27 protein-coding genes and 1 pseudogene are annotated in these 23,984 nt (G+C 47.3%); 15 read left to right on the forward strand and 13 right to left on the reverse strand.

Annotation, left to right across the window (positions count from 1 at the left end; genetic code table 11):
• Positions 1-58 precede the first annotated feature (58 nt).
• Together ald and BDD39_RS01670 are read right to left on the reverse strand one after the other, a co-directional pair.
• On the reverse strand, positions 59-1,192 hold the full coding sequence (gene ald / locus BDD39_RS01665; RefSeq protein ID WP_166907554.1) for an alanine dehydrogenase: 1,134 nt from the start codon (positions 1,190-1,192) through the stop codon (positions 59-61).
• A gap of 115 nt (positions 1,193-1,307) precedes the next feature.
• The gene (locus BDD39_RS01670; RefSeq protein WP_166907556.1) at positions 1,308-2,546 is read right to left on the reverse strand and encodes a PucR family transcriptional regulator; all 1,239 of its coding nucleotides are present in this window, start codon (positions 2,544-2,546) and stop codon (positions 1,308-1,310) included.
• A 436-nt stretch (positions 2,547-2,982) separates the two neighbouring features.
• Here BDD39_RS01670 and BDD39_RS01680 point away from each other — a divergent pair, with 436 nt between their 5' ends.
• Both BDD39_RS01680 and BDD39_RS01685 read left to right on the forward strand, forming a co-directional pair.
• Entirely contained in the window at positions 2,983-3,486 is a 504-nt protein-coding gene (locus BDD39_RS01680) for a PTS sugar transporter subunit IIA (RefSeq protein ID WP_166907558.1), read from the forward strand.
• Between the two features lie 189 nt (positions 3,487-3,675).
• A complete protein-coding gene (locus BDD39_RS01685; RefSeq protein ID WP_166907560.1) occupies positions 3,676-5,295 on the forward strand; it encodes a M20/M25/M40 family metallo-hydrolase in 1,620 nt (539 codons plus the stop codon).
• A 43-nt stretch (positions 5,296-5,338) separates the two neighbouring features.
• Here BDD39_RS01685 and BDD39_RS01690 read toward each other — a convergent pair.
• From BDD39_RS01690 to BDD39_RS01700, 3 genes and pseudogenes are all read right to left on the reverse strand, one after another.
• Positions 5,339-5,527, reverse strand: a pseudogene (locus BDD39_RS01690) (IS3 family transposase); the annotation flags it as partial.
• Between the two features lie 240 nt (positions 5,528-5,767).
• Complete coding sequence (locus BDD39_RS01695; protein ID WP_243846051.1) at positions 5,768-6,226, reverse strand: toxin-antitoxin system TumE family protein; 459 nt, start codon at positions 6,224-6,226, stop codon at positions 5,768-5,770.
• Complete coding sequence (locus BDD39_RS01700) at positions 6,210-6,956, reverse strand: HTH domain-containing protein (RefSeq protein WP_166907566.1); 747 nt, start codon at positions 6,954-6,956, stop codon at positions 6,210-6,212. The genes BDD39_RS01695 and BDD39_RS01700 overlap by 17 nt, the downstream gene beginning before the upstream one ends.
• Before the next feature lie 369 nt (positions 6,957-7,325).
• Here BDD39_RS01700 and BDD39_RS01705 point away from each other — a divergent pair, with 369 nt between their 5' ends.
• The 8 genes from BDD39_RS01705 (at position 7,326) to BDD39_RS01740 (ending at position 13,366) form a co-directional block, all read left to right on the forward strand.
• On the forward strand, positions 7,326-8,522 hold the full coding sequence (locus tag BDD39_RS01705) for an MFS transporter (protein ID WP_166907568.1): 1,197 nt from the start codon (positions 7,326-7,328) through the stop codon (positions 8,520-8,522).
• An 89-nt stretch (positions 8,523-8,611) separates the two neighbouring features.
• Positions 8,612-9,436: a glycosyltransferase family 2 protein gene (locus BDD39_RS01710; protein ID WP_166907570.1), complete on the forward strand. Its 825-nt coding sequence runs from the start codon at positions 8,612-8,614 to the stop codon at positions 9,434-9,436.
• A gap of 308 nt (positions 9,437-9,744) precedes the next feature.
• Positions 9,745-11,127, forward strand: a complete 1,383-nt coding sequence (locus tag BDD39_RS01715) for a glycine--tRNA ligase (protein ID WP_166907572.1) — start codon at positions 9,745-9,747, stop codon at positions 11,125-11,127.
• Positions 11,128-11,221: 94 nt separating this feature from the next.
• Positions 11,222-11,473: a GlsB/YeaQ/YmgE family stress response membrane protein gene (locus BDD39_RS01720; protein WP_166907574.1), complete on the forward strand. Its 252-nt coding sequence runs from the start codon at positions 11,222-11,224 to the stop codon at positions 11,471-11,473.
• A 207-nt stretch (positions 11,474-11,680) separates the two neighbouring features.
• Complete coding sequence (locus BDD39_RS01725) at positions 11,681-11,845, forward strand: hypothetical protein (RefSeq protein WP_166907576.1); 165 nt, start codon at positions 11,681-11,683, stop codon at positions 11,843-11,845.
• Positions 11,846-11,904: 59 nt separating this feature from the next.
• Complete coding sequence (locus tag BDD39_RS01730) at positions 11,905-12,591, forward strand: uracil-DNA glycosylase (RefSeq protein ID WP_166907578.1); 687 nt, start codon at positions 11,905-11,907, stop codon at positions 12,589-12,591.
• Between the two features lie 29 nt (positions 12,592-12,620).
• On the forward strand, positions 12,621-12,881 hold the full coding sequence (locus BDD39_RS01735; protein ID WP_166907580.1) for a YwdI family protein: 261 nt from the start codon (positions 12,621-12,623) through the stop codon (positions 12,879-12,881).
• 113 nt (positions 12,882-12,994) lie between these two features.
• Entirely contained in the window at positions 12,995-13,366 is a 372-nt protein-coding gene (locus BDD39_RS01740) for a DUF423 domain-containing protein (RefSeq protein ID WP_166907582.1), read from the forward strand.
• Positions 13,367-13,461: 95 nt separating this feature from the next.
• Here BDD39_RS01740 and BDD39_RS01745 read toward each other — a convergent pair whose 3' ends face one another.
• The 5 genes from BDD39_RS01745 to hemQ form a co-directional block, all read right to left on the reverse strand.
• The gene (locus BDD39_RS01745) at positions 13,462-14,277 is read right to left on the reverse strand and encodes a UbiA family prenyltransferase (RefSeq protein WP_341801428.1); all 816 of its coding nucleotides are present in this window, start codon (positions 14,275-14,277) and stop codon (positions 13,462-13,464) included.
• A 146-nt stretch (positions 14,278-14,423) separates the two neighbouring features.
• The gene (locus BDD39_RS01750) at positions 14,424-14,924 is read right to left on the reverse strand and encodes a hypothetical protein (protein WP_166907584.1); all 501 of its coding nucleotides are present in this window, start codon (positions 14,922-14,924) and stop codon (positions 14,424-14,426) included.
• Between the two features lie 178 nt (positions 14,925-15,102).
• Positions 15,103-15,636 (reverse strand): spore coat protein GerQ, encoded by a 534-nt coding sequence (gerQ, locus tag BDD39_RS01755; protein ID WP_166907586.1) that lies wholly within the window; start codon positions 15,634-15,636, stop codon positions 15,103-15,105.
• Between the two features lie 23 nt (positions 15,637-15,659).
• A complete protein-coding gene (locus BDD39_RS01760) occupies positions 15,660-16,088 on the reverse strand; it encodes a cell wall hydrolase (RefSeq protein ID WP_166907588.1) in 429 nt (142 codons plus the stop codon).
• A 184-nt stretch (positions 16,089-16,272) separates the two neighbouring features.
• A complete protein-coding gene (gene hemQ / locus BDD39_RS01765; protein ID WP_166907590.1) occupies positions 16,273-17,019 on the reverse strand; it encodes a hydrogen peroxide-dependent heme synthase in 747 nt (248 codons plus the stop codon).
• 218 nt (positions 17,020-17,237) lie between these two features.
• Here hemQ and pta point away from each other — a divergent pair, with 218 nt between their 5' ends.
• Both pta and lipL read left to right on the forward strand, forming a co-directional pair.
• On the forward strand, positions 17,238-18,212 hold the full coding sequence (gene pta, locus BDD39_RS01770) for a phosphate acetyltransferase (protein ID WP_166907594.1): 975 nt from the start codon (positions 17,238-17,240) through the stop codon (positions 18,210-18,212).
• Between the two features lie 88 nt (positions 18,213-18,300).
• A complete protein-coding gene (gene lipL / locus BDD39_RS01775; protein ID WP_166907596.1) occupies positions 18,301-19,134 on the forward strand; it encodes an octanoyl-[GcvH]:protein N-octanoyltransferase in 834 nt (277 codons plus the stop codon).
• Positions 19,135-19,167: 33 nt separating this feature from the next.
• Here lipL and BDD39_RS01780 read toward each other — a convergent pair whose 3' ends face one another.
• Complete coding sequence (locus tag BDD39_RS01780; RefSeq protein ID WP_166907598.1) at positions 19,168-19,827, reverse strand: RsfA family transcriptional regulator; 660 nt, start codon at positions 19,825-19,827, stop codon at positions 19,168-19,170.
• Between the two features lie 251 nt (positions 19,828-20,078).
• Here BDD39_RS01780 and BDD39_RS01785 point away from each other — a divergent pair, with 251 nt between their 5' ends.
• The 3 genes from BDD39_RS01785 to BDD39_RS01795 all read left to right on the forward strand — a co-directional run bounded on the left by BDD39_RS01785 (position 20,079) and on the right by BDD39_RS01795 (position 22,287).
• Positions 20,079-20,306 (forward strand): YuzB family protein, encoded by a 228-nt coding sequence (locus tag BDD39_RS01785; protein WP_166907600.1) that lies wholly within the window; start codon positions 20,079-20,081, stop codon positions 20,304-20,306.
• 147 nt (positions 20,307-20,453) lie between these two features.
• Positions 20,454-21,755: an HD domain-containing protein gene (locus tag BDD39_RS01790; RefSeq protein ID WP_166907602.1), complete on the forward strand. Its 1,302-nt coding sequence runs from the start codon at positions 20,454-20,456 to the stop codon at positions 21,753-21,755.
• A 13-nt stretch (positions 21,756-21,768) separates the two neighbouring features.
• Positions 21,769-22,287 carry a YwgA family protein gene (locus BDD39_RS01795; RefSeq protein WP_166907604.1) on the forward strand — a complete coding sequence of 173 codons (519 nt, stop codon included), beginning with the start codon at positions 21,769-21,771 and terminating at the stop codon, positions 22,285-22,287.
• Between the two features lie 25 nt (positions 22,288-22,312).
• On the opposite strand, the gene BDD39_RS01800 is transcribed toward BDD39_RS01795, so the two are convergent.
• Positions 22,313-23,614, reverse strand: coding sequence for an NCS2 family permease (locus BDD39_RS01800; RefSeq protein ID WP_166907606.1), 1,302 nt, complete (start codon positions 23,612-23,614; stop codon positions 22,313-22,315).
• A 117-nt stretch (positions 23,615-23,731) separates the two neighbouring features.
• Complete coding sequence (locus BDD39_RS01805) at positions 23,732-23,917, reverse strand: 2-hydroxymuconate tautomerase (protein ID WP_166907609.1); 186 nt, start codon at positions 23,915-23,917, stop codon at positions 23,732-23,734.
• Between the last annotated feature and the right edge of the window lie 67 nt (positions 23,918-23,984).

Raw genomic sequence — 23,984 nt, forward strand, 5'->3', positions numbered from 1 at the left:
GCTTGTGACAAAGCAAAAAACCGGCGCTGCGGCAAGCGCACAGCACCGGTATGATGGATTAGTTTGCGGCTAGTTGTTTCCCTAACGCTTCTTCGACTGGGACATAGTTGTAGCCTAGGTCGCGGGCGACCGCTTCGTACGTAATTTCGCCATTGGCGACGTTGACGCCCAGTTTGAGCGCGTGGTTGTCGGCGATTGCTTGGTGAACGCCTTTATTGGCAATTTGCAGAGCGTACGGAAGCGTCACGTTCGTTAAGGCAAGCGTGGATGTTCTTGGCACTGCCCCTGGCATGTTGGCCACCGCATAGTGAACGACACCGTGTTTCACGTATGTTGGGTTGTCGTGCGTCGTGACGTGGTCGCTTGTCTCGACGATACCGCCTTGGTCAATCGCGACATCGACGATGACAGAGCCTGGTTTCATCGCTTTGACCATGTCTTCCGTGACGAGTTTTGGTGCTTTCGCGCCAGGGATTAATACAGCGCCGATGACGAGGTCCGCCTCTGCGACTGCTTGCGCGATGTTCATTGGGTTCGACATTAGCGTCGTAATTTGGTGGCCGAAAATGTCGTCTAATTCGCGGAGACGATCGGCGTTTAAATCAATGATCGTGACATCCGCGCCAAGCCCGACAGCGACTTTTGCCGCGTTCGTTCCGACGGTACCGCCGCCGATGATTGTCACTTTGCCGCGGCTTACTCCCGGAACGCCGCCAAGAAGAATTCCTTTTCCACCGTAAGGTTTTTCTAAAAATTGCGCGCCGATTTGCGCCGCCATCCGTCCTGCGACTTCGCTCATCGGTGTAAGCAGCGGAAGTGTGCGTCCGACTTGCACCGTTTCATAGGCGATAGCAATGACTCCTTTTTCTTTTAGCGCTTGTGTCAATTCCGGTTCAGCGGCAAGATGCAAGTAGGTGAATAAAATTAACCCTGGACGGAAGTAGCCGTATTCGCTTGGCAGTGGCTCTTTTACTTTCATGATCATATCTGCATTTGTCCATACGTCCTGCGCTTGCTCAATAATTTGCGCTCCAGCGCTGGCATAATCTTCATTGGTGAAACCGCTTCCAATTCCTGCGTCTTTTTCCACTAATACCGTATGTCCTGCTTGAACGAACGACATAACGCCCGCCGGCGTGATCGCGACACGGTTTTCGTTATTTTTTATTTCCTTTGGTACCCCGATAATCATCAGCAAAATTCCTCCTCTATAAAATGACCTTAATTACAGTATAAATGGTTGTTTCCATTTTGGCTTTGTTAGGAAAAAAGAAAGAAGCGCCATCCTTTTGTGGATTTCCACAAAGTTAATGAAGCGCTTCATATTTGGCCAGTTTAATATCAATATACAATTTTACTTTTTGATTCATATCATGTAAGTCCATTTCAGCGATCTCGGCGATGCGCTTCAGCCGGTAAGAGAGGGTATTCGGATGAATGTTCAGCGCTTTTGCCGTTTCATTGACATTGCTGTCGTGATCGAAAAAGACTTCAAACGTCTTCACTAAATCGCTATGATGTTTTTGATCATAAGCTTGCAATTTCGTTAAAGCAGGGTTGATTAGCTCTCCGTTCCGCTTTTTTTCCAACAATAAATCAAAAAATTGATAAATGCCAAGTTGTTGATATCCATAAATAGAGCGAATTTGTTCCGGAAACTTTTCTTTCATTTTCAGCACGGTCAACGCTTCCCGATAGCTTTTTTCAATCAATGTGTACGTTTCGTAAATGCCCCCGAAGCCGCTTTGGACGCTGTTGATATGAAAACGCTCTTTCATTTTGAGCGCGAACGATTCGATAAACGTGTGCAGCTCTTTTAACGGCTGGTTCGTCGTTTTTGGAGCGGCCAACAGGATGACGTCATGACGGTCGACCGTATAGAGAAGAAGCTGAATTTGCTGGGTCGTTTGCAATAAGTAGGAAATTTGCTTTTCAATTTCCCGTGTCATTTCGGTGGCCAAGCGGAAAATGATCACCGAAAATAACGGAGCGGTCGGAATTTGCATCATCTCAAAGCTTTCTTTAATTTCTTCCTCTGTCGCCATATGTCCGGTTAACAGCTTCCAAAACAATTCTTGAACCCGCTCTTCTTTTTTATTTTTGCGCATATACAGCTGCAATACTTTGTTTTTCGCCGCTTTGGCTGCTTGTTTTAGCAGTTCCATATCCTCTTTCGATAACGTGCGGTCGGTCTCGAGCGCCCAAATAAATCCGATCACTTCATCGTTTTTCCAAATGGAGACGGCGACGCGGCTGCCAAGGCCGACTTCGGAAATGGAGGCGACGCGGACAGGCTCGCGGCTGCTTAGCAGCGCTGGAATCGCTCCTTGTTTCCACAAACTATTAATCACCTTTTCCGGCACGCGACGGCTAATGATCGTCGCCGTCCGCGCTGGGTCGGTATAGTCGTCATGAGCGCTATAGGCGATCAGCCGATGGTTCGCGTCTTCAATCGTAATCGGGCATTGCAGCAACTCGCTAATATGGTCGGCAAACTCTTCAAGGCTGTCAAAGTTGCCGCGAAAAGGGTCATCATAATGAGACATATTGTTTCCCTCGTTTCCTCCATACGAACATCGTGTATTTCTATTCTATCATGAAACGATTTTTCGATGACAAATATTGCGTGATATAGGAATGGACGCAACCTATATCGAATAACAATAGGAAAATGTTTTCATCGGAAAAGAGGAAATGGGCAATATACTGTGGAAGACGATCGAAGACATGACCGCGGACGGCGTGAAAACGCCTGACATCGGCGGAAAAGCGGCACGGGAAGCAACTGATGAGATTTAGCTTATGGTCGTGAAAGAATAGGCGTTTTTCTTTGACAAGTGTGCCGCTTGTAGCTACTCTGAATATGGAAAAGCCAGTACGCAGGGATGGTGACTGTGCATGCAGGCAAGGCCTAAGACGAGCACTGTCGTGGCGTTTTAGGATAAAAAGTGGAAGAGCAAGAATAAGAAAGGGATGAACACCATGTTTAAAAAATGGTTTGGCAAAAAAGAAAAAACGACACATGAAGACGTTGTCGCTCCATTGACAGGAACAATAAAACCGCTTGAAGAAGTTCCCGATCCCGTCTTTGCGCAAAAAATGATGGGCGATGGCATCGCGATTGAGCCGACAGACGGGGAAGTCGTGGCGCCGGTGGACGGCGAGGTCGTGCAAGTATTCCCGACAAAACACGCTGTCGGATTGCGTTCCGAAGCGGGCGTCGAGCTGTTGATTCATGTTGGATTAGAAACGGTTTCCATGAACGGCGAAGGCTTTACGGCTCATGTCGCAGCGGGGGACCGTGTGAAAAAAGGCCAGCGCTTATTAACGGTCGATTTCGGACTTGTCCAACAAAAAGCGAAAAGTACGATCACTCCGATTATTGTGACGAACGGCGATGTAGTGGCAAGCTTGCAAAAAACGTCAGAAACGAAGGCGACAAAAGGAGAAACCGTCATTTTTCATATCGAAACGAACAATGCGTAACCACTAATTAATCGGATTGGGGTTGCGGATAGGTTCCATGTTGATCGCAACGTTATTGCTCGGATTTTATAAAAAACGATTTGTTTTTGACATCCAAAAATGGAGTTTGTAACGCCGCAATGACGATAAGTTGCGGCGTTATTTTTTTGCTAAAATAAAAGAAATAATGATAGCAAATGGGGGATGGGTATGAAATGGCAAACAACCGAGCAGTTGAAACAATTGCTTTGTCGCTTAGTCCAATATCCAAGCATCAGCGGGACAGAAGCGGAAGTGCGGCTCGCGCAATATATAGCGGACCAACTGCACACCCTTGATTATTTCCGGGGAAATAATGAGCTTGTCCAATTGCATCCGACTGGGGACGGACGCTATTTTGTAACAGCGCTTGTAAAAAAAGCGGAACAAGTGCGCGACACCGTCATTCTTCTCAGCCACTTTGATGTCGTCGATGTGCAAGATTACGGAGCGTGGAAGGATGCCGCCTTTTCGCCAGAGGAGCTGACGAAGCGATTTTACGAACAGAAGCCGCAGCTTCCTGCGGACGTGCAGGCGGACATGCAAGCAGGAGAATGGCTGTTTGGCCGCGGCGTGATGGATATGAAATGCGGTCTTGCTCTTCATATGGCGATGATCGAGCAAGCGTGCCACGGAAAGTTTGATGGGAATTTACTGCTCCTTACCGTGCCGGATGAGGAGGTAAATTCGGTTGGAATGCGCACGGCGGTGCCGGTCCTTGTCGAAATCGCGGAAAAATACGGATTAACCTATCGGCTCGTAATCAATTCCGAACCAATGTTTACGCGCTATCCAGGGGACAAAACGAATTACATTTACACCGGCTCGATTGGAAAAGTGCTGCCGGGCTTTTATTGTTACGGAAAAGAAACACATGTCGGCGAACCGTTCGCAGGGTTAAATGCCAATTTCATGGTGGCGCAAATCGCCAATGAACTAGAGCTAAACACCGACTTTTGCGAAGTGTTTAGCGGGGAAGTCAGCCCGCCGCCGACGAATTTGTGGCAAACCGATTTGAAAGAGGATTACTCCGTACAAATACCGCATCGCGCCGTAACGTTATTTAATTTATTCTTGAAGCAAAAACCGCTCGATGACGTGACGAGCTCGCTTGTGGAAGTGGCGAAGCGCGCGGCGAAACGAATCGAAGAACATTACTACGTTCAGGCATCCCGCTTTGCCAAGCTGGAACAATCGACGCCAAAATCGCTTTCTGTCCACGTATGGACGTTTGCCGAGCTAAGAAAAAAAGCGGTAGAGATGTTTGGGACGACAAAAGTACAGGAGTTGGAAGCCAGCATTTTAGCGGAGAATATGAACAAAGACGAACGTGAAAAGACGATCGCGCTCATCGATCAGCTGGCGATGCTTTGCAAAGATTTCGCGCCGATGATCGTCCTGTTTTACGCGCCGCCATATTATCCTGCCGTCAATTCCAGCGCCGATCCGCTCATTGGGCAGCTTGTTGCCAAACTAAAAACGTATGCGCAAGAAACACATGGAGTTTCGCTCGTAGAGCAGCATTATTTCGGCGGCATTTCCGACTTAAGCTACGTCGGTCTACAGCAATCGCCCGCCTCCTTGCGAGCGATTACTGACAATATGCCGCTCTGGAACCGCGACTATGGTTTGCCGCTTGACGCGCTGGCGAAATTTCAAGTTCCGGTGCTCAATGTCGGCCCGGTCGGACGCGACGCCCATCAATGGACAGAACGCCTCAACGTCCGGTTTGCGTTTGAAACGGTGAAAGCGTGGTTGGAGTATACGATGAAAGAAGTATTTGCGAAATAAAAAAGCAGCGGTAATGGAAGAAGAGGACGTGCACATAACTCTGTCAAGTAGACGTTGAAAAAAGAGTATATGAAGCTGCGGTCTTTTCTCGGTATTCAACCGGGGAAAGACCGTTCCGTTTTTCCTGGAAACGACTGTGATTGTAAAAAGTCTTCAGTCGCTGATACGCCTGTTCAATTGTTTTTAGGCGCACTAAATACAACTTCTCTGTCTTTAAATGTGAGAAAAAGCTTCATGATCATGGCAATTTAAATCCCTCCCAAGTAGACATTTAAGAACATCATATCAAATGTCCTCTTTTTTCGCTGTCTACTTGTAGGGAATAGTACCACCTAAAACAGGACCTACCTCTCTTTTACTCAACTTTGATACTTGTTTCTACACGTTTCATAAACTGTTCCCACGTCAACATTGCTTCACAGATTTTGCGACAATGAAGCCCATGTTCCTTAGCCGTGGAAGGAATAGACACTCAAAATGAGTGATTTTCATTGTATTCTTCGTGTCTTACAATATATTCACGAATGATAGCAACTACTGTTTCTAAATCTTTTACGGAAGTTGCTTTTCGCGGAACAATGTCTCCTGGGACATGGTGATGATGATAAGGATTTGTACTGACTTGATGAGGTGGTTTTGGATGATCTTGCTTACCGAAAGCTGTGATATGTCTTGTCGATTTTCCGATTGGTTTCTTCCTCTGGGATAATTCCCAACCATAATGATATTCCTCGATATGACCATTCTCGTCCAATTTTTCGTTAATAAACAAAACCGCTTCCCCATATATGTTGTGATTATTTAATGGTAATGTCGCGACGACTCTACTTTGTCCTTTGGTCTTGATCTCAGGGACTAGTTTATGATTAAAAAGATCTGGGTTCGATCTAAAAAGTTCATGGATATATCGAACCCTACATTGTTGATTCATCAAGCTTTCTTAACTCCTCAAGTGCGTCGCGCCAATCAAAATAATCATCTGGTTCATCAAGTTCATACGGGTCGGTTACATCTTTAAAAACGTCTTCAAATGTTCCTTCATATTTTTCTTCAAATCGTTTGATTTCATCTTTAATTTCCTTAATTAAATCTGTTTTTGTTTGATTACGGAGTTTGTAGTACTGATACAGCTCTTGAATTTTAGATGCCCAAATGCCATCGCTCCAGTAAAAAACATTGTGTAAAGGATAACAGTGCTGACTAGGGACTGGCACCTTCTCCATACCGCAATCGACATAGCGGCTAATGGTAGAGCGTGAAACACCTAAATGTTCTTGTAGCTGACGAGAAGTTATTAATGCTTCCTTATGGTACGTGTACTCAAGAACACCGCGCTCGGTAATGTCAAAAAACAATTGATCTAAGTAGTATTTAGCTTTAGCAAATGATTCAACTAGAGGTGCTTCCTTGTCTGCTAATACGATGTTTAAATTCTCTGTCCATTCGCTATACTGAGCGTTTTCTTGTTTGAAAATACTGTTTTCACTCGGAGTAACAGCAATTAGATAAGAAAAAAATTTCATTTGCATCGCATAGGCATAGGACGCAACTAATTCGGCTGAGCTAATATCAGGGTATTCATTTAGCTTTTCAACCAGTTTCATGCAAATTTCTTCGCGAACATCAGATGTTTTTGCATTGACATCTTGCAGAGGAATCATATTCGCACCTCCTTTCTGAATATTTTATCATTTTATGAAACAAAAAGCTATTTTTGTTTCATTTTAAACATTCCTTGCTTTGTTTATTCATTTTTTGGATAAACAGGAAGAATACTTCCGTTACAGGATATCCATCACCAATAAAATGATTAACGTATCAGTGTTATAACGGGAGGTAACAGCGCCATGACGGGTGATATAAACGAAGGACAATGGGAGAATGTTTTTGCTTATGCAGAACATCATATTCAAACATCTATAAATTAAAAGCTGAATAAAACCAACCGAATCTTTATTGAATAAATGACTCAAACCCCATATAATGAGGTAAGAAAGTGTCTTTACACTTGTAATAATAGGAGGATTGACATGGACCAAAAGGCAATTTCGCTGCGGAAGCTGTTAGGAGTGGCCGGGTTTGGCTGGTTGTTTGACGCGATGGACGTCGGCATGTTGTCGTTTATTATGGCGGCGCTGCAAAAAGATTGGGGCTTAACGGTGGAACAAATGGGCTGGATTGGCAGCGTCAACTCGATCGGGATGGCGGTCGGAGCGCTTTTATTTGGCTTGTTGGCGGATCGGATTGGCAGAAAAAATGTGTTCATTGTGACGCTTTTATTGTTTTCTGTCGGTAGCGGGCTATCTGCTTTGACGACGACATTGACGGCGTTTTTAGTGCTGCGCTTTCTTATCGGCATGGGATTGGGCGGCGAATTGCCGGTCGCTTCGACGCTTGTCGCGGAAAGCGTCCCGGCGAAAGACAGAGGACGGGTCGTTGTCTTGCTAGAAAGCTTTTGGGCTGGAGGCTGGCTTGTCTCGGCTTTAATTTCGTACTTTGTCATTCCGAAATACGGATGGCAAACGGCGCTTTTGCTTGCGGCTGTCCCGGCGCTGTACGCGCTCTATTTGCGCTGGAACTTGCCGGACTCGCCGCGGTTTGCGAGCGCGCGGAAAGAAGAGACGGTATGGGACAATATCGTGAAAGTTTGGTCGTCCCCGTACCGGAAAGAAACGATCATGCTGTGGGTGCTTTGGTTTTGCGTCGTCTTCTCGTACTATGGCATGTTTTTATGGCTGCCAAGCGTGATGGTGATGAAAGGGTTCAGTCTCATTAAAAGTTTTGAATATGTCCTGATGATGACGCTCGCGCAGCTGCCGGGCTACTTCAGTGCCGCGTGGCTCATTGAACGAGCGGGGCGGAAGTTTGTACTCGTCACGTACTTAATCGTCACTGCTTTGAGTGCTTACTTCTTTGGCAATGCCGATTCTCTTGCGTTGCTGATGACTTCGGGTATTTTGCTTTCCTTTTTCAACCTTGGCGCGTGGGGGGCGCTATATGCCTACACGCCGGAGCAATATCCGACGTCGATTCGCGGTACAGGAGCGGGGATGGCCGCGTCATTTGGACGACTCGGCGGCATTTTAGGTCCGCTTTTTGTTGGCTATCTTGTCGCTCAGCACACTGCCATCACCACGATTTTCGCGGTGTTCTGCCTGTCGGTGTTTATCGGCGTGATTGCTGTCTGGGTACTAGGCAAAGAAACGAAGCAGCAAGAATTGGCATAGCGATTGACAAAACAGGAAAGGAGCTATACCCTTAATGGTAATTGCTCCTTCTTTTTTGTGGGGAGAAAAAGAGAGGCGGTGAACAGGCTTTGGATCCCCTTGTATCGGTTGTCATTCCTACCTATAATCGTCCGCTCCCGCTTGCGGAGCTATTAGAGTCATTAAGCAGACAGACATATCAGCGCTTTGAAGTCGTCCTTGTCAATGATGGAGGCGAGCGCGTCGACGACATTGTCGCGCTGTATCCGGAGCTCGATGTCCGCCTCATTCATTGTCACGACAATGTCGGACATGTCGAGGCGAGAAACATTGGCGTGAAAACGGCAAAAGGGGAACTGATCATGCTTTGCGATGACGATGACTTACTGCTTCCGCCTCATATAGAGCGGATGGTCGCGGAAGTCGCAGATGCCGATTTTGTCTATTCCGATGTGGAAATTTTTCATTATCGAGTGGAAAATAACCAACGCATCCCGACGGCCCGCTTTTTATTCGCCTATGAATATGACCGGGAAGCGATGCGGAAATTTTCAACCTATGTGCCGTCAGGGAGTTTGTATCGAAAAGCGATGCATGACCGTCTCGGTTATTTCGACCCGTATGTTCACCATTATTGGGACTGGGACTTTTTTTTACGTGTGTCCACGACGTGTCGCGTCAAACGTGTCGCGACGGCGAGCGTATTGTACGCTTTTGCGGAAAGCGGCGACAACTTGTCGCGACAGATGAGTGACAAGCGGCGCATGTACTTAAACCGGTTAAGTGAAAAGCATGGGCTTGGCGACTTGCCGATGAAAAACTTTTGGCTGCTCCTTGAGGAGCCAGAAGTGAAAAAGCGGCGCGCCAAAAGCGAAGTAATTTGGGACGGGTCTCCGATCGTATCAAGGCTGGCGCAATTGCAAAATCGTGTGTAAAAAATGCCGCCGGCCATTGACGAGCGTTTTGCGATTTTGCTATCATAATTAGCAAAATGAAATACGCTGTAACGATGATGGATCAATAGTAGTTAACCCTCTCTTCGCTAGCGAGCCGGGGACGGTGGAAGCCCGGTGAAGATGGTTAATGAAACGGCAGTCCGGAGTTGCTTGTTCGAAAAGTGGATGCGAGACGATCGCATCAACTAGGGTGGAACCGCGGGAGTCACGCTCTCGTCCCTAGGCGAAAGGCCTAGTGGCGAGAGCGTTTTGTTTTCGAAAAAAGCAAGTTGAAGGAGGAAACGAAGATGGCAGCAACAATGGAAGAAATCGTGGCCCACGCCAAACATCGCGGCTTTGTCTTTCCTGGTTCGGAAATTTACGGCGGTTTGGCGAACACATGGGATTACGGCCCATTAGGAACGGAATTAAAAAATAACATTAAGCGGGCATGGTGGAAAAAATTTGTTCAGGAATCCCCGTATAACGTCGGCTTGGATGCGGCAATCTTAATGAACCCGAAAACGTGGGAAGCGTCCGGCCATTTAGGCAACTTCAACGACCCAATGATCGACTGCAAACAGTGCAAAGCGCGCCACCGCGCCGACAAGCTGATTGAAAATGCGCTACAAGAAAAAGGAATCGAAATCGTGGTTGACGGACTTCCGTTTGAGAAAATGGAAGAGCTCATTCAAGAGCATCATATCGCTTGTCCGGAATGCGGCAGCCATGATTTCACGAACGTGCGCCAATTTAACTTAATGTTTAAAACCTATCAAGGCGTCACCGAATCGAGCGCCAACGAAATTTATTTGCGTCCGGAAACGGCGCAAGGCATTTTCGTCAACTTTAAAAACGTGCAACGCACGATGAGAAAGAAGCTGCCGTTTGGCATCGCGCAAATCGGCAAAAGCTTCCGCAATGAAATTACGCCGGGCAACTTTACGTTCCGCACCCGCGAATTTGAACAAATGGAGCTCGAATTTTTCTGCAAGCCTGGCGAAGAGTTGAAATGGTTTGATTACTGGAAACAGTTTTGCAAGCAATGGCTGCTGTCATTAGGGATGAAGGAGGAAAATATCCGTCTCCGCGACCATGCGAAGGAAGAGCTGTCGCACTACAGCAACGCGACGACGGATATCGAGTACAAATTCCCGTTCGGCTGGGGAGAATTGTGGGGAATCGCGTCGCGGACCGATTACGATTTGAAACAGCATATGGAATATTCCGGCGAAGATTTCCATTATCTCGATCAAGAAACAAATGAACGGTACGTTCCTTACTGCATTGAGCCGTCTCTTGGCGCGGACCGCGTCACGCTCGCGTTTATGATCGACGCCTATGACGAAGAGAAGCTCGAAGACGGCACGACGCGGACGGTGATGCACTTGCATCCGGCGCTTGCCCCTTATAAAGCGGCTGTCTTCCCGTTGTCGAAAAAACTATCGGAAGGCGCGCGCCGCATTTATGAAGACCTATCGAAATATTTCATGGTGGATTATGATGAGTCCGGTTCGATCGGCAAACGCTACCGCCGCCAAGACGAAATCGGCACCCCGTTCTGTATCACGTACGATTTTGATTCCGAACAGGACGGCATGGTGACGGTGCGCGACCGCGACACGATGGAGCAAGTACGCATCCCGATTGCCGAGCTAAAACGCTTTTTAGAAGAAAAAATACAATTTTAAGCACGTAAACAACCAGCGCTTTTTTGCATGCGCTGGTTTTTTTGTTTCAAGAGGGGAAAACTATAGGTAATAGAGAAAAAGGAGGTTTAGCTACATGTTGTCACTTATTATATCCATCGTGATTGCCGCCATTATCGGGGCCATTGGTGATGCGCTTGTGAAAGCGGATATGCCCGGTGGAATCATTGGATCAATGATTGTTGGTTTTGTCGGCAGCTGGATTGGACATTGGTTGTTCGGAACATGGGGGCCTGTCATTGGCGGTTTCGCCATTATACCTGCCATCATCGGCGCGGCAATTTTTGTCTTTTTGCTTGGGCTGATTTTCAAAAGCATGCGGAAATGAACACTTTGTTTAGAAGTGGGAGTTTAAGGCAAGGATAAATGGAATGAAACGTAAAAAAGCTCCTCTTGCTGAGAGGGGAGCTTTTTCGTGTTTTACAAACCGTCCGCAAACGGAACGAAGCGAATGTGAGCAAAAAGCTCCCGAAAATGTGCTTATAGGTTTGGCCAAAAGTGCTATGTTATAATAAAACATAGAATGTAAACAGGCATGAGTGTTGATCCGTTTGCGAGTCTGAAAAATTTATATCGTTTTGAACGCGTTCATGTATCGCTCGCGGCGTTTGCCCTCTGTTTCTTTCTTTTGCATTGCATTGGGTACGAACAGTTGATGCCGTTTTATAAAGGGACGAGCTATGTGTTTATTTTCATCTAATTTTAGGACGCTCGATTTGGTACATTAATATAATGAGTAAATAAAAAGGGGTTAGCAAGATGGCTATTTTGAAAAATGACTGGGCTCCACTATTGGAAGAAGAGTTTCATAAGCCATATTACATAAAACTTCGCGAATTTTTGAAAGAGGAATACCGTACACGGACAATTTATCCCGACATGTACGATATTTTTAATGCGCTTCACTATACGCCGTATGCGCAAGTGAAAGTCGTGATTTTAGGACAAGACCCGTACCACGGACCGGGGCAGGCGCACGGACTGAGCTTTTCCGTCAAACCGGGAGTGCCGCTGCCGCCGTCGCTTGTCAATATTTTTAAAGAGCTTCATGATGATTTAGGATGTTATATTCCAGACAATGGATATTTAGTAAAATGGGCGAAGCAAGGAGTGTTGTTATTAAATACCGTGTTGACGGTGCGCCGCGGGCAGGCCAATTCTCATCGAGGAAAAGGATGGGAGTTTTTCACCAACCGCGTCATTGAGCTCGTAAATGAAAAACAAGATCCGGTCGTCTTTCTTTTGTGGGGGCGGCATGCGCAAGAGAAAAAAGAGCTGATTACGAATCCGCACCACTGCATTATCGAAGCGCCGCATCCAAGTCCGTTTTCGGCGGCGCGCGGCTTTTTTGGCCATCGTCCGTTTTCGCGGACGAACGCGTTTTTGCAACAATGCGGGTACGACCCGATTGACTGGCAGATTGAGAACATAGGAGACAAAGCTTGAGTGATATGATTGGATGAGGAGTGAACACATTGACGATTTCGATTGCGACGATTTTGGCAAAAATGGAGGCAGAGCTGCGAAAAGCAAGGGCGGCGGACAGTCCGCAGCGCGTGCGGGAACATGTCGCCGCCGTGCGCGCTTTATGTGACTTGGTGTTGGAAGAAGAGGAAAAACGAGAAGTGCCGTCGGTGTCTTTGCCGGAGGCGGCGACGCTTTTGATTCAGCAAGGAAAAGGGGAGCGAGTTGACATCGGCGACGACGCAAACGGCCCATCGCTGTTCGATTTCTAGGGAATTGCATTTATGGTAGCGTGGAAGACCCTTCTTGAGCAGAAGGGTTTTTCTTTGTTGTCGAAATGCGTTATGATAGGGATGAAAATTGTGCAGGAGAGGGCGGAGATATCATGAAAACGTTTGTCTTTCTTGGAGCGCTGAATGCCTTTTTAGCCGTTGCCCTTGGGGCGTTTGGGGCGCATGGGCTCGAAGGGAAAATTCCCGACCGTTATTTTGAAATATGGAAAACAGCGGTGCAGTACCAAATGTTTCATGCGCTTGGCCTGTTGGTCGTTGGATTGCTGCTTGGCAAATTTCCGCAAGCAGGCTTGATCAGCGCGGCGGGCTGGATGATGTTTATCGGCATCATCTTATTTTCCGGAAGCTTGTATGTGTTAAGCGTGACGCAAATTAAACCGCTTGGAGCGATCACCCCGTTTGGTGGCGTTGCGTTTTTAATCGCGTGGGTGCTGATCGGTTATGCGGCAATGAAAATAGGTTGAAGGGAGCGTTTCCATGAAGCGCTCCTTCTTTCTTTTTTCGAATATAAACGGTTCTTTGCGGGTGGCAAATGGCCGAAAGTTTTTCTGACGTTCATTTACGGGGATAACCATATGCCAAAAACAAAGAGCAATCCGAAGGCCCAGTGATGCCAGGCAGCCCATTTCATGCCGCTGATTTCTTCCATCCGTTCGGCTCCACAGCGGAAACACCAGCGAAGCCGAATGGCTAGCGGCAGAGCAAGCAAGGCTATTCCCGCTGTCCATGGAACGATATGGAAAGCGATTAAACTAATCATGGACAAGTAGGCGAGGGCGAGTATAACGGCAAGAAAACGTACAGCGCCCGCGCGTCCGAGAACGATCGCCAAGGTGCGGCGAAATGTCCGGTCTTTTTCGATGTCGCGTATATTGTTAGATAAAATCATGGAAGCGATCAGCAGGGCGAAAGGAAAAGAGACGGCAAAAACCTGGGCATCGGGTGGATCGCCTTGCACGGTATAGGCGAGGGAAGTGGCCACCGGTCCCATGAATACAGCAGCGACAAGCTCTCCTAAGCCTAGCGACGATAAAGGACGTGGGCCGGCCGAGTAGGCGTAACCGAACAAGATTCCTAAAGTGCCGGCGATGGCAATCCATAAACCGCTGTACCAGGCTAGGTATGCGCCAAGCAGCACCGCCGCAGAGAGCATGACGCCGGCGACAGCAGGAACAACATGATGGGCGGGGCCGCGGCCGAATGACGGATCTCCGGGTGCCGCCCATTTGTCGCGGTCTTGGCCGCGCAGGACGTCAAAATAATCATTTAACATATTTGTCGCCGCTTGTACCAATAGGGCGGCGACAAGCATTGCCGCAAACATGTCGGCGCGGACGTGCCCCTTTTTAGCGGCTAAGACAGTGCCGGCCAGCACCGGACTGAGCGTGCCAGTGAAAGTCAGCGGCCGCATGAGGTGAACCCACGAAAAGCGATAGGACCAGTTATGATGACGATAACCAGAACGATGTTCCTTCGTGATGCCCAATCTGTTCACCTCCTTGCAGCGTAAGTACGTTTCTATCAGCGCAGCAAAAGCATACAGATGATCAAAGCGACAAAGCCGATGACTTCTACCGACTCTACGGCGACGACGGTCGCCATTGCCTTCGCCAACGGCACGGAGTCACCGCTTTCTGCTTGTTGCCAAAGGGAATCGTCGGTAAAAATGTTTATTGCCTGCCGATAGCCGACAAACACTCCCCATGCCAAGGTAACAAGACCGATGAGAAGGGCGGCCAGCCATATATGGCCGTATGTCGTGTTCCACAAGTCATGCCAATGGCGGATTGGTCCAGCGACGGTGCCGAGCAAAATGCCGGTTATGATCACTCCGGAGCCTGCCAATGTAAGCGGCCAATGCGTCCATTGCATAAGAGAACGAAAAAATAGCTGCTGCTGGGAAGCCGGCATCGTTTTCGCTGCGGGATAGATCCCCCAACCGATAAAGAAAATGCCTCCTACCCAAATCATCGCGAGGATAATATGCATTCCCAATAGAATTTTATGAACTACCCAGGCCATGCCGGGTCACCTCTTTTGCTTTGTTCGAGACCATTATACAATGTGGGATGCGGGCTAAGTGTGATTGGCATCACATAATCGGGAGAATGTGCGTCCAGGTTGAAGCTTTTTCAAAGGCGGGGCAGCACGGGGATGGCATAAAAAATAAGGTTGCGGCTAGCAACCTTATTTTTTGCGGTTATCGCGGGGAATAGCTGCTCAATTGCGCCGTCGCTCCAGCAAACGGATATTCATAGGCAATTTCCCCTTCAAACACGATGTAATCAAGATAAATCATCGGCAATAAGTAGCGCATTCCCGTCTGCGGATCGCTTAAGATCAAATGGTCGCGCCCCGCGGCTTCGATGTTGCCGCGGAATATTTTTGCGTTCCATTCCCGGTTGTTTTCAAACGTCATATATACGGTAATCATTTTTCCTTTGTTGAGGCGCAAAATGTTTTCAATGTAGGACTCTTCAATTGGCAGCATCCCCGGAATGGACGGCTGGCTCACCGTTGTCGGTGTTTGCATTGCGAACGAAGGCGGCTGCAAGCCAAACGCAGGAGTTGGTGTCATCATTGGTTGTTGGTAGTATGGATAAGCCATTGGATAGTAGGCTTGTGGATACATATAGCCATATGGATACGGCTGATAAGGTTGATAAAGTTGATATGGTTGTTGTCGTTCATCATCTAGCGGGTGAAATGCGTTTTCATATGAATTTGTGGACATAGGGGAACCTCCTCCATGAAAATTTAATATACTCTTGGGCAATCACTCGGTGTTGGCGCATAAAAACAATGCGACTTATAACGACCGGTGTTCCATTGGCCAAACCACTGCGGTGGACAATCTGCGCCCTCTGGAGGTTTAAAAAACCATAGCGCATTGGTGGCCGGATGGTATCGCCAGCCGCGAATCACTTGACGGGCTAATTGAATGTCGATGTCTCTTGCTCTTTGGTAGAAATAGCCCTTTTGAACTGCTTCAAAACCGCCTGGGCTTTGAAACACCATTTGGCGGATGGTGCGTATCCCCCGAAAGTCAAGGCAATCAGCGATGCAACGGTTTACTCCGACGTTTCCTACCATTAACATGCCAAGCCGTCCGTCACCTTCTGCTTCTGCCCGCATCAGCCTTGCCAACAGTTTTACGTCTTCCTCTGTATGTGCAACAACAGCCATGTCGTCACCTCAACTGTCTTTTTTCTCGACAATAATAGGCTATTGCGGAAGCGGGAAATGGTGACAAATTTATAAACGAATTTCTGATTTTATATTTATGGGAAAGAAAAACGGGATATGACAGAAAAACGGGGATTGTCCAAAAAAAAATCGGGGATGCTTAAAGCATGCATCCCCGTCGGGGTTACACATGTAAAAATAACGGCACTTTTTCTACTGTTAAACGGTTTCCAACAAAGAACGACCCGAATTCTCCATAGCGGGCGCTCACTTCATCAAAGCGCATTTCGTAAACAAGTTTTTTAAATTGCAAAGCGTCATCGGAGAATAATGTAACGCCCCATTCAAAGTCATCTAAGCCGACGGAGCCGGTGATAATTTGCGTCACTTTGCCGGCATATTTGCGGCCAGTCATGCCATGGGCGCGCATTAAATTGCGCCGTTCTTCCATGGAAAGCATATACCAGTTGTCATTGCCTTGCCGGCGCTTGTCCATTGGATAGAAGCAAATATGCTTCGTTTTTGGCAAAATTGGATAGAGGCGGCGGCGCACTTCCGGAATTTGATAAGGGTCCTCATTGCCGGACGCTAAGTAGTTGCTTAGCTCGACAACGGAAACGTAAGAATAGGCCGGCACCAAAAATTCGGCCAGTCTTGTTTTGTTTAGCGCCGTTTCGATGTCGTTCAATTCTTCGATCGTCGGACGTAAAATCATAAACATAATATCGGCTTTTTGCCCGACGATCGTGTAAATAGCGTGGCTTCCTTCCTGTTTATCTTCTGTTTCTTGCCATTTTTCGACTAATGATAAAAACTCATGAATGGCTGCTTCACGCTCATCGCTTGTTAACGTTTTCCACGCGCTCCAGTCGATGGTGCGGAAATCATGAAGGCAATACCAGCCATCGAGTGTTTGTGCCGCTTCGCTCATATCGTTCACTCCTTGTTTTATGTAGTTTACAGTTTCACTATACCATAGTTTAGCCATGAAACGCTTGCATGTCGCATTGTTAAAATTATGTGAAAATCCGTAAACTGAATTATTTTAATAAAGCGACTATTTATTGTAAGTGCTTAACTCGGTTGCGTTTCTACATAATAAGAGTATCCTAGTATATAGGGATTTCATACATTGAGGAGGATTCGTTCGTGAGTAGCGATTTATTTTCTGCCTTAAAAGAAAAATTAGTAGGAAAACAACGGAAAATTGTTTTTCCGGAAGGTCTTGATGAGCGCATTTTAACGGCGGTCAGCCGCCTGGTGCAAGAACAGCTTGTCGTACCGATTGTCATCGGCAATAAAGAGGCGGTAAAACAAAAAGCGAATGAGCTCGGCTTGACGCTTGAAAATGTTGAAATCATCGACCCTCGGCAATACGAGAAAATGGACGAGCTTGTGGCCGCGTTTGTTGAGCGCCGTAAAGGAAAAGCGACCGAAGAAACGGCGCGGCAATTGCTTCTTGATGAAAACTATTTTGGCACGATGCTTGTCTATATGGATCAGGCGCACGGATTAGTGAGCGGTGCTGCCCATTCGACTGCCGATACAGTAAGACCTGCATTGCAAATTATTAAAACGAAACCAGGTGTCCGTAAAACGTCAGGCGTATTTATTATGGCGCGCGGCGACGAGAAATACGTGTTTGCCGATTGTGCGATTAACATTGCCCCGGACAGCCAAGATTTAGCGGAAATCGCCGTTGAGAGCGCCAATACGGCAAGAATGTTCGATATCGAACCGCGCGTGGCGATGTTAAGCTTTTCGACAAAAGGATCGGCAAAATCGCCGGAAACGGAAAAAGTCGTTGAAGCGGTGCGAATCGCGAAAGAAATGGCGCCGGATTTAGTGTTAGACGGCGAGTTTCAATTCGACGCAGCGTTCGTTCCGTCCGTGGCGAAAAAGAAAGCGCCGGATTCTGTCATTCAAGGCGATGCGAATGTATTTATCTTCCCAAGCTTAGAAGCGGGGAACATTGGCTACAAAATCGCCCAGCGCCTTGGCAACTTTGAAGCGATCGGCCCGATTTTGCAAGGGCTGAATAAGCCGGTGAACGACCTGTCGCGCGGCTGCAACGCCGAAGATGTATACAAACTGGCGCTCATTACCGCAGCGCAATCGCTGTGACGCGGAAAAAGGATGACAATGACCGTCATCCTTTTTTCCGTATATGATATAATTTTTTTCAGATTACTTGCTAAGGAGAAAAAGCGCAATGGTCCATGAATTGTTGCAGCAGGCGCAATGGCGCATTATCGACCAATCGCATTTCGGCCCGATGTTTGACGCAAAACAATCGTTTGCCATCGATGATACGCTTTGCACATCGGTGGGAACGGGACAGTCTGATGCCGTCGCCCGCACATGGGTGCATCACAATACGGTCGTGTTAGGGATTCAAGATACAAAGCTTCCCCATCTGCAGGAAGCGGTGTCTTTTTTAGAAGCAAACGAATACAAGGTGATCGTCCGCAATTCCGGCGGGCTTGCCGTCGTGCTCGATGAAGGGGTGCTCAATATATCGCTCATTTTTCCGGAAACGGCGAAAGCGATTGATATCCATCAAGGATATGAAGCGATGTGGCAGCTCATCAAGGCGATGTTTTCGTCTTACGGTAAAGTGATTGAAGCGCGGGAAATCGTCGGTTCGTATTGTCCGGGCAGTTACGATCTCAGCATTGACGGCAAAAAATTCGCGGGCATTTCGCAGCGGCGCGTGCGCGGCGGCGTGGCGGTGCAAATTTATTTATGCATCAATGGAAGCGGCTCGGCGCGCGCCGAGTTAATCCGCCGTTTTTATGAGCTTGGATTGCAAGGAGAGGCGACGAAGTTTTCTTATCCGATCATTGTTCCAAGCACAATGGCGTCGCTTTCGGAATTGCTTGGGGACGAGCTGACCATCCCGGCCGTGATGCTTCTTTTATTGCGTACGCTCCAGTCGTTTGGCGGAAAGCTGTACTCCTCGACGCTGACGGAAGAAGAGCTGTCTTTATACGAGTATTATTGGGAACGCATCGTCCGCCGCAATGAAAAAGCGTTCGCTACATGATGACGGCTGCCCGTTTGCCCAGGGCAGCCGTTATTATTCTGCGATTTTTTCCAAATTCCCGTTTTGGTCCATGCGGAATTTGAGCGCCTGGCGCTCCTCTTCTTCTTGCAAAACAAGCTTGCGGGCTCTATTAATAATTCTTACTAATGTTTCATAATCTTCTTGAATCGTGGAAGAGTTTTCTTCTAGTTTGGCAATTTTCTTTTCTAATTCTTTATTTTTCGTTCGCATTTCTTCATTTTCTTTGCGCAGACGTTCATTTTCTTTTGTCAATACTTCGTGCCGGCGGTGAGCCGTTTTTAACGTTTGCAAAAAGGAAATCACTTGGTCTAATGTAATCGATGATGATCCACTAGCAGAAGGTACAACCGCCGGCAATTGGGCGATCTCCCCGATTTCTGCTAGCGAAGGAGCGGGAGGATTGTACAGCAACTTTTTCTTCCCGCCTTGTTGTTTGCCTAAAAGCCGCTGTCTTTCTTTGCGCTGCCGTTTGGCAAGCTGCAGCGCTTGTTCGTAACGGCGCCGGACGACCGCATTCCAGCGGAACCCGCAGGCCGCCGATGTCCGGTTTAATTTATCGCCGACTTCTTCAAAGGCGTTTAGCTGTGTGCTTCCTTCTCGCACATGGCGCAGCACCGTTTCCGCTAATAGCAAATCATCTTCTTCTGTCCATGCATCTTGTCGTTGCTTCATCATTCTCAACTCCCTTTTTTTCTTGTTTGGTAGTAGAAGCATAGACAAAAATAGTAAATCTTATACATTTTTTAGTTTCGATGAATCAAAAATTGCAAGAATTGCAAACGAACCGCATGATGGAAGCATAATAGGGGAAGTAAATGGAAGGGAGGTCGGAAGTCAACAAACTTGCAATAGGCAAAAAGAAGCGTTAGAATACACGATAGTGTAAACAAACGCAAGCGAGCGCAGAGAAGAGGTGAGCCAGCATGGCAAATGAATTTCGCGTTTGTGATGACTGCAAAGCGCCAAATTTGAAAACGTTAATTCCGCGTTTGAAAAAGTTGGATCCTAATGCGACGATTAAAATCGGCTGCCAGTCGTATTGCGGTCCAGGCCGCAAAAAAACGTTTGCCTTTGTCAATAACCGCCCGGTCGCAGCGTTGACAGAGGATGAGCTGATTGAGAAAATTGCTGAAAAATTAAAGAAAAGCTAAAAAATCGCCTTCTTTTTTGACGAGAAGGTGATTTTTTGTTTCTATTTTTAGGAAATAATGAGAAGTAAAGAAGGAGAAATCAAGTATTTCTTTATAAAAGAAAACGGCTTATAATAGATTCATGTTAGAAATGGAAGAGGGGATAACATGGCATATCCCGGCGGGCAGCTGAGTGAAGAAAAAGTATTTAAAGACCCAGTGCATCGGTACATACACGTTCGTGATAAAGTGATTTGGGATTTGATCGGAACGAAAGAATTTCAGCGATTGCGCCGCATTAAACAGCTCGGCACGACGTATTTGACGTTTCATGGCGCCGAGCATAGCCGCTTTAACCATTCGCTTGGCGTCTATGAAATTATTCGCCGTATTATCGATGATGTGTTTGTTGGCCGCGAACATTGGGACCATAGCGAGCGGCTACTTTGCTTATGCGCGGCGCTGTTGCACGATTTAGGCCACGGGCCGTTCTCTCACTCTTTTGAAAAAGTGTTTCGGCTCGATCATGAAGATTTCACCCAGGCCATTATTTTAGGGGATACGGAAGTGAACGCCGTGCTCCGCCGCGTCAGCGACGATTTTCCGAAAAAAGTGGCGGAAGTCATCGCCAAAACGTATCCGAATAAGCTTGTTGTCAGCTTGATTTCCAGCCAAATCGACGCCGACCGGATGGATTATTTGCTTAGGGATGCGTACTACACCGGCGTCAGCTACGGCAATTTTGATATGGAACGGATTTTGCGCGTCATGCGTCCGCGCGAAGACCAAGTCGTCATTAAACGCAGCGGCATGCACGCGGTCGAGGACTATATTATGAGCCGCTATCAAATGTATTGGCAGGTTTATTTTCATCCGGTGACGCGCAGCGCCGAAGTCATTTTGACGAAAATTTTGCATCGGGCAAAAAAGCTGTTTGAAGAAGGGTATGAGTTCCAGACGAAGCCGGTTCATTTTTATTCGTTTTTTACCGGGACGGTAGAGCTGCAAGATTATTTGCAGCTCGATGAGGCGGTGATCTTGTTTTATTTTCAACAGTGGCAACACGAACGCGATGCGATTTTAAGCGATCTGTGCCGCCGTTTTGTCAACCGCCATTTATTTAAATATGTCGAATTTAATCCAACGAACGAGCAGATGACCAAACTGATCGAACTGACCGGCCTATTTAAAAAAGCGGGCATTGATCCGGAATATTACTTAGTGGTTGATTCTTCATCCGATTTGCCGTATGACTTTTACCGCCCCGGCGAAGAAGGGGAGCGGCTGCCGATTTATTTATTGATGCCGAACGGAGAGCTTCGTGAGCTGTCGCGGGAGTCGGTGCTTGTCGACGCGATTTCCGGCAAGCGCAGAACCGATCACAAGCTATATTTTCCAGCTGATTTCATTTATGATTTTTCCACAAAGCGGACGACAAAGAAAAAAATTATCGAAATTTTAGAGGGTTAGGAGATGACGGGGAGTGTTCACAGAGCATGCGAAAGTGATGAAGGCGCTGGCGGCAGCTGGGGAAATCGTCGGTCGCAAAAAGCTGCAAAAAATGATTTACATCGCGAAAAAATTGCAGTTTCCGTTTTATGAAAAATTTGACTTTCATTTTTACGGACCGTATTCGGAAGAATTAACATGCCGGATTGAGGAGCTTTGTGATTTAGGGTTTTTGCACGAAGTAAAAGAGAAAAAAGGCGGTTATTTTCAATATCGCTACACGCTGACGGAAGCGGGCATGCAGTTTTTAAACCATTACGAGTTGGACATGCCCCATTTAAGCGAATGCATGCAAGAGATGAATGAGCAAAATTCGCGGTTTTTAGAGCTTGTATCGACGGTGCTCTATTTTGAACATTTACCGAAGGAAGAAGTAAAAGAAAAAGTATTTTTATTAAAAAGCAAGCAGCGCTACACAGAAGAAGAAGTGGAACAGGCGTATGCCTACATCGAAAAATTGCGCGCTAAAGTAAAAAACGAAGTCCACGCCTGAGCGGGACTTCGTTTTTTTCGTTGCGTTAATGAGGCAGAAAGGCAAGCTGATAGAAGAAGAGAACGGCAAAAATATATACGAGCGGGTGCACCTCGCGCCATTTGCCTCGCGTGATTTTTAGCAGTGGGTACGAGATGAACCCGAGCGCGATTCCGGTGGCGATGCTCGATGTGAGCGGCATGCTTAAAATGATGAGAAACGCCGGGAATGCCTCATCGAGCTGATCCCATTGAATGCGGGCGATGTTTCCCATCATTAAGCTGCCGACGATAATGAGCGCCGGCGCCGTAATCGCTGAAATGCCGGACACAGCGCCAACAAGCGGTCCGAAAAAGGCGGATAGCATGAATAAAATAGCGACCGTCAGTGCCGTAACACCGGTGCGTCCCCCGGCGGCGACACCGGAAGAAGATTCGATATACGCCGATGTCGGGCTTGTGCCGAACATGGCACCGATCGTTGTGGCGATCGAGTCAGCGAGCAACGCTTCGCGGACGCGCGGCATCGTTTTCCCTTTCATCAGCCCGGCTTGCTGGGCCACGCCGATCATCGTTCCTGTCGTATCAAAAATCGTCACGAGCAAAAAGGAAAACACAACGGCATACAATCCGTAATGGATGACATCGCCGATCGCGGTAAGCGGATTGGCGACAACAAGCCCTTCCGGAAGCGATGGCACGGAAACAAAGCCTTTGTTAAATTTCAATTGTCCCGTGAAATAAGCAATCACTCCGGTGATGACCATCCCGAAAAAGAGCGCGCCGTTGACGCCGAGCGACATCAGTACGAGTGTAACCGCCAAACCGATCAAGGTAAGAACGACCGATGGCGAATGCAAATTGCCTAACGCCACTAAGTTTTGCGGATGCGCCTGAATGATGTGGGTGAGGCGCATGCCGATAAAGGCGATAAACAAGCCGATGCCGGCGGTGATGCCGTGCTTCAAGTTTTCCGGAATCGCTTCGATCAGCTTGCTGCGAAGCGGCGTCAGCGACAAAATGATGAAAAAGATTCCGGCAACGAATACGGCCGAGAACGCTACTTCATAGGAAATATTGCCGTGCGAGCCGACAACGGAGTAGGCAAAATAGGCGTTTAATCCCATTCCCGGCGCGATGGCGATCGGATAGTTCGCACAAAGCGCCATCCATAGCGTTCCGATGACAGTGGCGATAATCGTGGCAGTAAACACTTGCGCAAACGGAACGCCAGCATCCGATAATACGACCGGATTGACGACGATGATATACACCATCGTTAAAAACGTCGTAAATCCGGCAATGATTTCTGTTTTTAAATTTGTGTTATGTTTCGCTAAATTAAACATCATTTACCTCCAAAAAACGAACATTTTAAAATGCATATATAATAATATTCGTTTTTTTAAAAGTCCGCAATAAAAAAAGCAAGGAACAATGCTAAAAGTTCCTTGCCCGCATGCTTATTATTCGTCACTCAACCGTTTTCCGCCGACAGCGTAATGGTTTTTCGACATTTCTTCAATAAAAACGACAATTTTGTCTTTCGAAGCGCCCGTTGTTTCGGCAACGGCCTCTGTCACTTTTTCGACAAGCGCCTTTTTCTGCTCTTCCGTGCGCCCTTCGAGCATTTTGATCGTTACGTAAGGCATCGGGGTTGGTCCTCCTTTTTGTCATCCTTTGTCGCGTTTATTATATCATGAAAAAAAGGACTTCAGT

The sequence above is a fragment of the Saccharococcus thermophilus genome (assembly GCF_011761475.1).
Taxonomy (GTDB): domain Bacteria; phylum Bacillota; class Bacilli; order Bacillales; family Anoxybacillaceae; genus Saccharococcus; species Saccharococcus thermophilus.